Genomic DNA, 12,510 nt, shown 5'->3' with positions numbered 1-12,510 from the left:
GAGGGTATGGCTAAATTAGAATTGAAGGTAAATAATAGATTAGATGTTATTAAAGGAAAGTGGAGATATAAGAGTATAGTGCAAGATATTAAAGATAACTGTTTACAAATAAGTGTTCCAGTTATTAAAGGAAGATATCTTACATTACAAAATAAAGAAGATATTAAAATAATATATTATGATAATAACTCTAATCTATTCAATTTTAATTGTAAGGTAATTGAGAGAGGTAAAGATGGAAATATAATTTATTATAAATTAAGTCTTCCTTATGATATAAAGAAAATACAAAGAAGAGATTTTGTAAGAGTTAAAATTTTTGAGTTTATAGAGTATAAAAAAGTAGGGGAAATATTAGAAGATAAAGAATATGAAAATACATCATATAGAGCTATATTATTAGATTTAAGTGGCGGGGGAATGAAAATAAAATCCAAAGAAAATCTAAATATAGGGGAGCTTTTATTGATAGACATTAATTATGATGATACAGCTGTTAAGGTAAAAGGTAATGTAGTAAGGGGTAAAAAGAAAGAAGATAGTTATTTTTATGGAATCAGTTTTCTAAACATAGATAGTAAAACAAGAGAGAAAATAATAAAAGTTGTATTTAGTATTATGAGAAAACAAAGAGAGTTAATTTAGAGGAGAAATATTTATGGAAAATCAAAGTGCTTTAGGAGATAAGGGAAAAATTATAGAAAATTATATACCTTTAGTAAAACATCTAGCATCTAGAGTAATGCTTGGTAAAACTAAATATATAGAATATGAAGATCTGGTAAGTTATGGTATAGTAGGACTTATGGATGCCATAAATAAATATGACGCTACAAAGGGTATGAAATTTTCTTCTTATGCAACAATTAGGATAAGAGGGGCTATGATTGATGAAATAAGAAAAAATAGACCTATATCTAAAGGTGCTATGGATAAGTTAGCTAAGTACAATGAGAGTGTAGAAAGATTACAAAATAAATTTATGAGAGAGCCTACCTTAGAAGAAATTGCAATAGATTTAAATGTAACTAAAGAAGATATTTCAGAAATAGAAAATTACATAAATTATATGTCAGTTGTATCCTTAGAAAACATAATTTATTCAGATGATGATGAAGTTACTATAATGGGGATAATAGAAGATAAAAATAGTCCATCTCCAGAGGAAACATTAGAAGATAAAGAAAAAGTTGAAATATTAGCTGAATGTATAAATAAATTGAAAGAAAAAGACAAAATTGTTTTGACATTATATTATTATGAAGGACTTACTTTAAAGGAAATAGGTTCAGTTTTACAAGTTTCAGAATCAAGAGTTTGTCAATTACATAGTAGAGCCATTAGAAATCTTAGAGCATTGATGAAAAAAATAGATTACATATAGAGAGGATATATAATGATTCCAGTTTTGATATTAATAATAGGGATATTACTTATTGGATTAAACTTAAAAGTAATAAAAAAAGAGGATAATTCATTTAATGATATTTTGAAAAGAGAAGAAAATAACAATAATAGAGATTATGATTTAGAGATTATTTCTATAAGAAAAGATATGGCTGAAAGTATCTTAGATATTCAAAAAGAAATGGAAAGTATGAAAATTTCTATTGAAAATATTAAGAAAACTAAAGAAAAAGACGATAATAACAGTGAAAATGTAAAATTATATGAAAATGGTGTTATATCTAACATTAAATTTCCGAATAACTTAAGTAAAAAAGATAAAACAGAGCAAGTTAAGGCTTTATTAAAGCAAGGATTAAGTGATGAAGAAGTATGTGAAAAATTATCTATAGGTAGAGGTGAAGTTTTATTAATAAAAGGATTATTGTAAAAATGAAAGAAACAGTGAATTTTTTTACTGATAGAAAAGTGCTTTTAGGAATAGGAATAGGAATGGTTTTAAGTACTATTTTAATGTTTGGATATAAACATAACGGAACCCTATCAAATGATAAAGTCGAAGAAAAAGCAAGAGCTTTAGGAATGCATTATGATGATGAATGCAAAGTAATATTTAAAGGGGATGAAAAAAAGTGATTAGAAGTTTATATACATCTGTATCAGGTTTAATTTCATTAGAAAATAGACAATCTAATATAAATAATAATATGGCAAATGCTAATACAACAGGATTTAAAGGCGATAATTTAGCTATTAAGAGTTTTGATGAAGTTATGCTTCAAAATAGGGATAAAGTATCTGGAAATAAAAATGTGACTCAAAAGTTAGGTACCCTAAGTTTAGGAGCTAAAATAGATAGTGTAGATACAATGTTTACACAAGGTATGTTAAAATCCACAAATAAGCCTTCTGATTTTGCAATAGATGGAAGAGGCTTTTTTGCAGTTAAAAGAGGAAATGAGACTTTATTTACTAGGGACGGAAATTTTAAAGTAGATAATGATGGATATTTAGTTAATTTAAGTAGAGATAAAGTTCTTGGAGTAAATAAAACTACAGGAGCAATGGAGCCGATTTTTGTAGGTAATAATAAATTTGATTTAGACAAATATAATAATCTTAATATAGGTGGAAAAATTACTCATACTTTATCTACAGCTGATTTTGAAGATTATAGCAAACTTAAAAAAATAGGTGACAATTATTATAGAGGAGATAATCCTGTATATAATGCTAGAGTAACAGTTAAACAAGGATATTTAGAAGCTTCAAATATAAATATAGCAAATGAAATGGTAGAAATGATGACAACAATGAGAAACTTTGAAACCAATCAAAAAATGATACAAACTATTGATGAAACTTTAGGAAAAGCTGCTAACGAAGTAGGATCAGTAAGATAGAGAGGAATTAGATTATGTTAAGAACTTTATGGACAGGAAAAAGTGGAATGATATCTAATCAAGAAAGATTAGATGTTATATCAAATAATTTAGCTAACTCAACAACAGTAGGATATAAAAAGGTAGAAATCGGATTCAGGGATTTGTTGATGGAATCATTAGATAGAAAAGGGGTACCTTTAAATAATAAAGAATCTGAAATAGGAACTGGTGTAAGAACATCAGATTGGTTTAGAAATGATTCACAAGGTAATTTATTAGCAACTACAAAACCTACTGATGTAGCTATTGATGGAAATGGTTATTTTAAAATTATTGCACCAGATGGTGAAATTGCTTATACAAGAGATGGAGCATTATCAATTGATGGATATAATAGATTAGTAGATAATAGAGGAAATAAACTTGAGATAAATTTTTTACCCGGATTTTCAGAAGATAATGTTAAATTTACAAAAGATAATTTTGTGATAGATAAAAGTGGTCAACTTTTTATAAATGAACAAGGAACACTTAAACAAGTTGGAGAGATCCCTTTATATACGGCAGTTGGAGATAAGGCATTTATGTCTATTGGAGATAATTTATTTAAACCAATGCCAGGATCAGAAGTAATCAGAGCTAGTGATTTTAATTTATACCAAGGTAAATTAGAAGCATCTAACGTAGATATAGCAACTGAGTTTGCAGATATGATAATAACCCAAAGAGCATTTGAGTTAAACTCTAGAGGAGTAAAAACTGCAGATGAAATGTGGGGAATGGTAAATAATTTACGTTCTAAATAATAAAAAAGCATCATCTTTTAGATGATGCTTTTTTCATTATGAAGATGTTATTGAAGATGTTATTGGAGGAACAACTTGTTTCTTTCTTGATAAAACACCATCAAGGAAAGTCGTATTGTCCTTTAGGGTTACTTTAAATGCTTTCTCTACTATTTCAGGTCTTTCACCGGCAACTAGTATTTGAGAGCCTTCATTTAATATATCAGTAAGTAATAACATAACCATATCTAAATTAGCTTCTTTAGCCTTAGTTTCCATGTAAGCTAACATTTCTTCCTTAAGAGGCATAAAGCCTTCGATATCCATTGTATTTACTTGAGCAATACCAACCTTAGTATCTTCTATTGTAAAAGGCTTAAAATCTTGGTTGAATATTTGTTCAACTGTTTTACCCTTTAAAGAAGTACCAGCTTTAAACATTGCTTTAGCAAATTCATCTATATTAATATCCGCTATTTCAGCAAGCTTTTTACAAATATGTTTATCTTGGTTTGTACAAGTTGGACTTCTAAATAATAATGTATCTGAAATTATAGCTCCACATAAAAGACCAGCTGCTTGTTTAGAAGGTCTTATGCCATTTTCAAAGAAGCTTTTAGCAACAATTGTTGAAGTACTTCCAACAGGCTCATTTCTGAAGAATATAGGGTTATTAGTTTGTATATCAGCAACTCTGTGATGATCTATAATTTCTAATACTTCTGCATCTTCAAGTCCATCTACAGATTGACCCCTTTCATTATGGTCTACTTGAATTATTTTCTTTTTAAAGTTTGAAATTAAATGATATCTTGAAACCGTACCTAAAACTCTACCGTTTATATCAGTAACAGGATAGCTTCTAAATCTTGTTTCAATCATTATTCCTTTAATATCATCTACTAAATCATCAGTTGAGAATGAAATTAAGTTATCCTTAACCATAACATATCCAACTGGGATACTTTGTATTATAAGTCTTGATGCAGTAAATGAATCATAAGGAGTAACTATAATAGTTATATTTTTTTCCTTAGCTTTATTAATTATAGCATCAGTAGGAATATGAGAGCCTGTTATTATCATTAATGAGATATTTAAATCTAATAATGCATCTTGAGCTTCTTCTCTATCTCCAACTATTGCAATATCTCCTTCTTCTATGTGATCTTTCATACTTCCAGGTTGCATAGCAGTAACTGTTATTTTTCCAGGGAAAGATTTTCTTGATTCATCAACGTTTATTTCTTTTGCAGATAAAGTATCTACTATGTTATCAAGGGATGTATTACTTTTAGCTAGTATTCTATTATCCCATATATCCATATAACATGAAGTTAGGTTTGATATAGCTAAAACCCCTAGTAAATGATCATTTCCATCAGCAACTGGTAATGTTTTTATATTCTTTTCTTTCATAATGTGCCATGCTGTTTTTAATGAAATGTCAGGTGAAACTGGTGCTATATTATCAAATTGTAAATCTTCTACTTTAAGCTTAACAGTTTTTAAAAATCTTGGAGCTTCTACTCCAAAGTAATCAAGAATAAATTGAGTTTCTTGATTTACATTTCCTAATCTTACAGGAATAGCTGGTAGATCTCCTGTTTTATTCTTAAACTCTGCGTATGCATATGCTGCACAAATTGAGTCAGAATCTGGATTCTTATGTCCAGTAACATAAATTAAATCTTTCAAATTTATTGCCTCCTTAGTTAAATATTCATACATAATATTCTATAGATATGTTGAGTATTTGTAAAGCATCAATATAAAGTATATGTAGAATTTTGGCTAAATAATCAGAATTATAAAAGGAGAGTATTAAAAAATAAAAATTATTTAAAAAGATGGTTCTATTTTATGGATTTTTGATAATTAATTATTCAGTATAGTAAAAACTCCAAAGAACTTTTTATAGAACTTTGGAGTTTGTCTATTTATGAATAAATTATTCTACAATAACGGCAGTTCCATAAGCAACCATTTCAGAAGCACCAGCAGCTACGGTAGATGACATTAATTTAAAACCTAGTATAGCATTAGCTCCTAGTAATTTTCCCTCTTCCACCATTCTTTCTATAGCAATTTTTCTTGAATCATCTAGCATATCTTTGTAGGCTTTCATTTCTCCACCAACAAGGTTTCTAAAGCCAGCACCAATATCTCTACCAAGATGTTTGCATTGGACAGTGCTGCCTTGAACTATACCTTTTACTTCTTTAATATTTTTACCGGGAAAATCATTTGTAGTTAAGATTATCATAAAATACCTCCTATATTTGTAAAATGTATTATAAAGTATATTTTAAGTTTTAAAGTAATATTTGTAAAGTATTTAAAAAAATTCATATCTTAAAATTAAAAAAATATAATATATAGAAATCATATTAAGGAGGACAACTTGTGCTACAAGAAAGAGAAATAAGCAGAGGATTAACCACAAAAGAAGCGGAAAATAGGCAAAAAACATATGGATTAAATGAATTATCTCACAAAAAGAAAACATCACCAGTAATTATCTTTTTATCTCAATTTAATGACTTTATTACTTGGGTGCTTATTGCAGCTACTATAATATCAGGAATAATGGGAGACAAAGCAGATGCCATAACTATTCTTATTATAGTTGTTGTAAATGCTATTTTAGGCTTTGTTCAAGAGTATAGGACAGAAAAATCATTAGAAGCCTTAAAAGACTTAGCGGCTCCAACTTGCAAGGTTTTAAGAGATGGTGCTTTAAAAGTTATAAATTCAATAGAAGTAACTATTGGAGATCTTATAATTTTAGAGGCTGGAGATAGAGTTCCAGCAGATGGTACTTTTATTGAAGCTTCTTCAATAATGGTGGATGAATCACTTTTAACAGGAGAATCAGTTGGAGTATCAAAAGATACTAAAAAAGATAAAAATCAAGGGTATATGGGAACTACAATTTTAAAAGGTAGAGGGATTTTACTTGTTGATGGTATAGGAATGAAAACAGAAATGGGTAAAATAGCAGATCTTTTAGATAATATTGAAGAAGAAAAATCACCACTTAGAGAAAGATTAGATTCTTTAGGTAAGGTATTAGTTGCTTTATGTTTAGTTATTTGTGCAGTTGTTACTGTTTTAGGTATTTTACGTGGGAATGCAATTGGGGAAATGTTTATGCTTGGAGTTTCTTTAGCAGTTGCAGCCATACCAGAAGGACTTGCAGCAATAGTAACAGTAGCACTAGCACTTGGTGTATCAAGAATGCTTAAGAAGAATGCTTTAGTAAGGAAGTTACCGGCAGTAGAAACTTTAGGGTGTACATCAGTTATATGCTCAGATAAAACAGGTACTTTAACTCAAAATAAAATGACTGTAAAAGAAATATATATGAATGGAAGAATTTACGAAATTGAAAAAGAAAAGCTTACAAATCATACTATGATGATGAAAGCTTTAATTTATTGTAACGATTGTAATTACGATTTTAATGTTAAAAACATAGATAAGGCTCTTCATGGAGATCCGACAGAAACAGCTTTAATAAAAGCATTCTTTAAAGATGTACCATTGCTAGAAGCTTTTATATCAAATTCAAATAGAATTTATGATATTCCATTTGATTCAACAAGGAAAATGATGAGTGTTATTGTTAGAGAAGGAACTAAGGAAACTTGTTATATGAAAGGAGCACCAGAAAGAGTAATAGATAGATGTAGCTATATACTAGAAAATGGTGTAGTAAAACCTCTTACATCCCAAAAGAAAAAACAAGTAGCTGCATTTATTGAAGCTATGTCTAATAGAGCCCTAAGATGTATTGCAGCTGCGTATAAAGAAGAGGGGTTAGTAAAAAATGAAAACCTTGAAAAGGGGCTTATTTTCTTAGGGGTGGCAGGAAGTATAGATCCACCAAGATTAGAAGTTAGAGATGCTGTACTTAAATGTAAATTAGCGGGAATTCAACCTGTAATGATAACAGGAGATCATAAAAATACGGCATTAGCAATTGCAAAGTCTATAAATATTTGCAATACTGAGGATCAAGCAATAACAGGAGAAGAAATAGAAAAGCTAACTGATGAGGAATTAATGAAAAAGGTTAACAAAGTTAGAGTATTTGCAAGGGTATCTCCAAACCATAAGCTTAGAATAGTAAAAGCCTTTAAAAAACAAAATAAAATAGTTGCTATGACAGGGGATGGAGTAAATGATGCCCCAGCAATTAAAGAAGCTGATATAGGAGTAGCAATGGGAATTTCAGGAACAGATGTAACTAAAGAAGCTGCTGCAATGGTATTAATGGATGATAATTTTGCAACAATTGTATCTGCTGTAGAAGAAGGTAGAGTCATATATGATAATATAAGAAAGTTTATAAGATATTTATTATCATGTAATTTAGGTGAAGTTTTAACAATGTTTTTAGCATCACTTTTTTATATGCCAAATCCTCTTACTCCAATACAAATATTATTTGTAAATTTAGCCACTGATGGACTTCCAGCAATTGCATTAGGTGTAGATCCAGCAGATAAGGATATAATGAGACAACAGCCAAGAGAAAAGGGTGAAAGTATTTTTGCAAGGGGACTGTGGTCTAAAATTTTAGTTAGAGGATGTTTAATAGGTATATGTACATTATTAGCATTTATGACAGGTAGATATTATGAAATGGATTTAGTTACATGTAGAACTTTAGCTTTAACCACTTTAGTAATGTCTCAACTTTTACATGTATTCGAATGTAGATCTGAAAGACATTCTATATTCGAAATAAAGTTATTTACTAATCCATATTTAGTTGGAGCTTGCACTATATCAACATTAATGGTTTGTAGTATACTTTATATACCATTTTTATCAAGTATATTTAATACTGTTCCACTAATGTTTAATCATTGGACAATTGTATTGTTTTATTCAGGTGTAATTTTCTTGATAAATAGTGTTTATTTATTAGTAAAATCAAAGAAATAAAAAAAATCTGTATACACATAAAAAACAGTTGTATCCATACTAGATACATGATAGTATAATGGTATAGAATGGAAATTTGGGGCGATTAAATGAATTTTATAAGTACCAGGAGAAAATAGAAGAATTTTAAATCATCTACAGCAATAATAAATGGAATTTCTGTAGATGGGTGACTTTATGTTATAGAAAAGTTTCCTAATATTTTTAAAGATCTTAAAGAGAATATTAATTATAATTTTGATGATGCACAGACATGGTTAAAAGAAATATTTTTAGATTTATCTTTAAGAGAAAAAATAAATAATAATGGAAAAATATCTTTATGAAATTAAGGTGTATTGGGATGTAAAATATTTTAAATTTGATAATGATGGAGCAACGATATTAGAAGGAGACATAAATGAAGGGAAATTATTTAGTAATTGATAAAAGAGTATTGCCAGAGGTTTTTGAAAAGGTAGTAAAAGCAAAAAGATTAATAGAAGAAAGAAAAGTTAAAGATGTTACAGAAGCAACTAAAACTGTAGAAATTAGTAGAAGTGTTTATTATAAATACAAGGATTTTGTATTTGAGTTTTCACAAACTGATATTGGAAAGAAGGTAACCTTAAACCTTATAATAGAAGATAGAAAAGGAGCATTATCATGCATATTAAATTATATTTCTAATGAGGGTGGAAGTATAATTACGATTAATCAAGGAGTACCAATGAATAAAATGGCTAATTTAAGTATAACAGTTGATATATCAAATTTAAGGTGTGATTTGAAAAATTGGTTAAATGAAATAGAAAAGTTAGAATATGTTGGTAAAGTTGAATTTATAGCAATGGAGTAATGAATTTTATAATATATTAAATGCATAAATTATAATTCACCATATAAATAATTAAAAGATACTTAATAGCTTAGTAAAAGTAAGTTGTACTATTATAAATATTGTATTTATAATTTGCATTGATGATAAAAGTAAAAAAATTAATAAATTTTAAAGGCTTTATAATAATTCTTAATATTATAAGGCCTTTATTATTTAGATAATAATAGCATTATCTAATGTAACTATATTAGGAGATGAGTTAATTCCTTTTTTTATTGCACGTATTTTTATTTTGTCACCTGATTTTATTTTAGATAAATCTTCATCAGATTGAAATTGTATAGTAACCTCTTCAGTAGGACCTTCAGAAGTTATAATTAAGTTTTCAGTATCAATATCTTTAACTAATATGTCAACTTCTATGACATCTCTTTTATTTTTTGTAGTTAATTTAGATAAGCTTTCAAAAGTAACCTTATGAATTTTATTTTTTGAAATAGTTCTAACTATATTAGTTTTAGTATCAATTAATTTAAAAAAGTTAAAATGAAAACAAACTAAAATAAGTATTGTTAATAAAGATAAAAATAATAAACTTTTTTTCATAGAAAGCCTCCTTATAGATAAGATATTTCAAATTAATATAATTATACAGTATTCATAATTATATTTTAATAATTTAACCATAAATTTATATAAAATTATGCATATAGGTATTGAAAAAATATATTAATATGATATATTAAAACATAGTAAACATATCGGAGAACTGATAAATATACTTTGAATTATTAAATTAATTCTAGAGAATAATATTTATTAGATAGGAGGTAAATATTTTTATGGGAATTTATTTTGATAATAGTTCAACAACAAAGCCATATGAAGAAGTTATTAATGAAGTAGTAAGGGGGATGAGAGAGGTTTATGGAAATCCTTCTTCACTTCATGGCCTTGGAATAAAGGCAGAGAAAAAGCTTAATGAAGTTAGAGAGTATTTATCATCTACAATTAACTCAAGCAAAGATGAAATTTATTTTACCTCTGGAGGAAGTGAATCAAATAATTTAATTATAAATGGATTAGTAAAATCAGGACATCATTTAATAACTACAGTATTTGAACATCATTCAGTATTAAAGGTGTGTGAAAGATTAGAAAAAGAAGGAGTAAAGGTTACATATCTAGATGTTGATGAATATGGAAGAATCTCATTAGAAGATTTAAAAGAATCAATAACTAAGAATACTGTTCTTGTTTCTATAATGCATGTAAATAATGAAATGGGAACTATACAAGATATAGAATCAATAGGTAAGATTATTAAAGAAAATTCATCGAGAGCAAAATTTCATGTTGATGCAGTTCAATCATATGGAAAGTTACCAATTGATGTAAAGAAAATGAATATAGATATGTTATCAGTAGCAGGTCATAAATTTCATGGACCTAAAGGAAGCGGATTTACATTTATAAAAAAGGGAATAGTCTTAAATCCTCTTATAAGTGGTGGAAGTCAAGAATCTGGAGTAAGAGCCGGAACTCAAAATTTACCAGCTATTATGGGTCTTAAAAAAGCAGCAGAAATGGTTATAGAAAATATTGATTATAATTATAAAAAAGTATTAGATATAAAAAGTTATATGATAAGTAGATTAGAAAATATTAAAGATATAAGGATTAATAGCCCATTAGATAAAAATTTTACACCATATATATTAAATGTGTCTTTTAGAGGGATAAAAGCAGAAGTTTTACTACATTTATTAGAAGAGCAAGATATATATGTTTCCACAGGATCAGCATGTACATCAAAAAGTAGTATTTCAAAGGGAAGTTATGTTATGAAATCATTAAAGATTTCAAAGGCAGACATAGAAAGTGCTATTAGATTTTCTTTCAGTGAAGAAAACTCAAAGGAAGAAGTTAATAAGGTGATAGAGGTATTAGAAAATTCATTAAAGTTTTTAAGGAGAGTAAAGAGATGAATAGATTAATCTTAGTTAAATATGCATCAGAAATATTTTTAAAAGGATTAAATAGAAATAAATTTGAGAAGAAACTTAGAGATAATATTAAGAAAAAGCTTAAAGGTTTAGAATATGAAATAATAATAGATCAAGGTAGATATTTTATAAAATCAGACAATATAGAAGAAGCAGTAGAAAGAGTTAGAAAAGTATTTGGAATATCAGAAGTATGTATAGTTACAGAAACAAAAAGAGATATGCAAGCTATAAAAGAAGAAGCTTTAAAGAAAGTTAGAGAAGCAAATCCAAAGACATTTAAAATAGAAACTAATAGAGCAAATAAAGTTTTTCCTAAAACTTCTTTAGAAACTTCAAAAGAAGTAGGTGGATATGTTGTTCATCATATAGATGGAATTGAAGTTAATGTTAAAAAGCCAGAGTGTTTAGTAAATATTGAAATAAGAGAAAAAGCATACATATATACAACTAATGATAAGGTTAAAGGTGTTGGTGGACTCCCTTATGGAATTAATGGAAGTACAATGCTTATGTTATCAGGAGGAATAGATTCACCAGTTGCGGGGTATTTAATGGCAAGAAGAGGTGTTGAATTAAATTGTGTATATTATCACAGTCATCCATATACATCAGAAAGAGCAAAAGATAAAGTAAAGAATCTTGCTAAAATATTAACTACATATACAGAAAAAGTGAATCTTTATATAGTTCCATTTACAGAAATCCAAATGTCTATAATAAATGGGTGTAAAGAAGATGAATTAACTATAATTATGAGAAGGTTTATGATGAGAGTTGCATGTACAATTGCTGAAGAAAAGGGGATACAATCAGTTTCCTCAGGGGAAAGTATAGGGCAAGTTGCAAGTCAAACTATGGAAGGATTGATGGTAAGCAATGATTGTGCGGATAGACCAGTATTTAGACCTTTAATAGCAATGGATAAAACAGATATAATGGATATAGCAAGAGAAATAGGAACGTATGAAACATCAATTTTACCATATGAAGATTGTTGTACTATATTTGTTCCTAAACATCCAAAAACTAAACCTAGGGTTGATTTAATAAGAAAGTCAGAAGAATCTTTAGATATAGACAGATTAGTAAAAGAAGCAATAGAAAATACTGAATTAGTAATATTTAATTAATTAATAGAAAAAAGCTTA

The 12,510-nt window shown here is 27.8% G+C and carries 13 protein-coding genes; 10 read left to right on the top strand and 3 right to left on the bottom strand.

Annotated features, from left to right (window positions below):
* The first annotated feature begins 6 nt into the window (after window positions 1-6).
* The 6 genes from CP523_RS02520 to CP523_RS02495 are packed head-to-tail and all read left to right on the top strand — an operon-like array spanning window position 7 to window position 3,598.
* On the top strand, window positions 7-645 hold the full coding sequence (locus tag CP523_RS02520) for a flagellar brake protein (RefSeq protein ID WP_066673944.1): 639 nt from the start codon (window positions 7-9) through the stop codon (window positions 643-645).
* 13 nt (window positions 646-658) lie between these two features.
* Window positions 659-1,384: a FliA/WhiG family RNA polymerase sigma factor gene (locus CP523_RS02515; RefSeq protein ID WP_066673946.1), complete on the top strand. Its 726-nt coding sequence runs from the start codon at window positions 659-661 to the stop codon at window positions 1,382-1,384.
* A 12-nt stretch (window positions 1,385-1,396) separates the two neighbouring features.
* The gene (locus tag CP523_RS02510) at window positions 1,397-1,837 is read left to right on the top strand and encodes a hypothetical protein (protein ID WP_066673947.1); all 441 of its coding nucleotides are present in this window, start codon (window positions 1,397-1,399) and stop codon (window positions 1,835-1,837) included.
* A gap of 2 nt (window positions 1,838-1,839) precedes the next feature.
* Entirely contained in the window at window positions 1,840-2,043 is a 204-nt protein-coding gene (locus CP523_RS02505; protein WP_066673948.1) for a hypothetical protein, read from the top strand.
* Window positions 2,040-2,810, top strand: coding sequence for a flagellar hook-basal body complex protein (locus CP523_RS02500; protein WP_066673949.1), 771 nt, complete (start codon window positions 2,040-2,042; stop codon window positions 2,808-2,810). The genes CP523_RS02505 and CP523_RS02500 overlap by 4 nt, the downstream gene beginning before the upstream one ends.
* A gap of 14 nt (window positions 2,811-2,824) precedes the next feature.
* Window positions 2,825-3,598, top strand: a complete 774-nt coding sequence (locus tag CP523_RS02495; protein ID WP_066673950.1) for a flagellar hook-basal body complex protein — start codon at window positions 2,825-2,827, stop codon at window positions 3,596-3,598.
* A gap of 36 nt (window positions 3,599-3,634) precedes the next feature.
* On the opposite strand, the gene CP523_RS02490 is transcribed toward CP523_RS02495, so the two are convergent.
* Window positions 3,635-5,275, bottom strand: a complete 1,641-nt coding sequence (locus tag CP523_RS02490; RefSeq protein ID WP_066673951.1) for a putative manganese-dependent inorganic diphosphatase — start codon at window positions 5,273-5,275, stop codon at window positions 3,635-3,637.
* A 253-nt stretch (window positions 5,276-5,528) separates the two neighbouring features.
* On the bottom strand, window positions 5,529-5,843 hold the full coding sequence (locus CP523_RS02485; protein ID WP_120140465.1) for a YbjQ family protein: 315 nt from the start codon (window positions 5,841-5,843) through the stop codon (window positions 5,529-5,531).
* Window positions 5,844-5,983: 140 nt separating this feature from the next.
* Between CP523_RS02485 and CP523_RS02480 the strand changes: the two genes are divergently transcribed.
* Both CP523_RS02480 and CP523_RS02475 read left to right on the top strand, forming a co-directional pair.
* Window positions 5,984-8,533, top strand: a complete 2,550-nt coding sequence (locus CP523_RS02480; protein ID WP_120140464.1) for a calcium-translocating P-type ATPase, SERCA-type — start codon at window positions 5,984-5,986, stop codon at window positions 8,531-8,533.
* A 400-nt stretch (window positions 8,534-8,933) separates the two neighbouring features.
* Window positions 8,934-9,371 carry an ACT domain-containing protein gene (locus CP523_RS02475; protein ID WP_066673954.1) on the top strand — a complete coding sequence of 146 codons (438 nt, stop codon included), beginning with the start codon at window positions 8,934-8,936 and terminating at the stop codon, window positions 9,369-9,371.
* Window positions 9,372-9,566: 195 nt separating this feature from the next.
* Here CP523_RS02475 and CP523_RS02470 read toward each other — a convergent pair whose 3' ends face one another.
* Window positions 9,567-9,959 (bottom strand): hypothetical protein, encoded by a 393-nt coding sequence (locus CP523_RS02470; protein ID WP_066673956.1) that lies wholly within the window; start codon window positions 9,957-9,959, stop codon window positions 9,567-9,569.
* A gap of 236 nt (window positions 9,960-10,195) precedes the next feature.
* On the opposite strand from CP523_RS02470, the gene CP523_RS02465 reads away from it, so the two are divergent.
* Together CP523_RS02465 and thiI are read left to right on the top strand one after the other, a co-directional pair.
* Window positions 10,196-11,341, top strand: coding sequence for a cysteine desulfurase family protein (locus CP523_RS02465; protein ID WP_120140463.1), 1,146 nt, complete (start codon window positions 10,196-10,198; stop codon window positions 11,339-11,341).
* Window positions 11,338-12,492, top strand: coding sequence for a tRNA uracil 4-sulfurtransferase ThiI (thiI, locus tag CP523_RS02460; protein ID WP_066673958.1), 1,155 nt, complete (start codon window positions 11,338-11,340; stop codon window positions 12,490-12,492). The genes CP523_RS02465 and thiI overlap by 4 nt, the downstream gene beginning before the upstream one ends.
* Window positions 12,493-12,510: the final 18 nt, after the last annotated feature.

This window comes from Clostridium septicum (genome assembly GCF_003606265.1).
GTDB classification, from domain to species: domain Bacteria; phylum Bacillota; class Clostridia; order Clostridiales; family Clostridiaceae; genus Clostridium; species Clostridium septicum.
The sequence above is the reverse complement of the archived record's forward strand: the minus strand, read 5'-3'. Positions and strand labels throughout refer to the sequence as shown.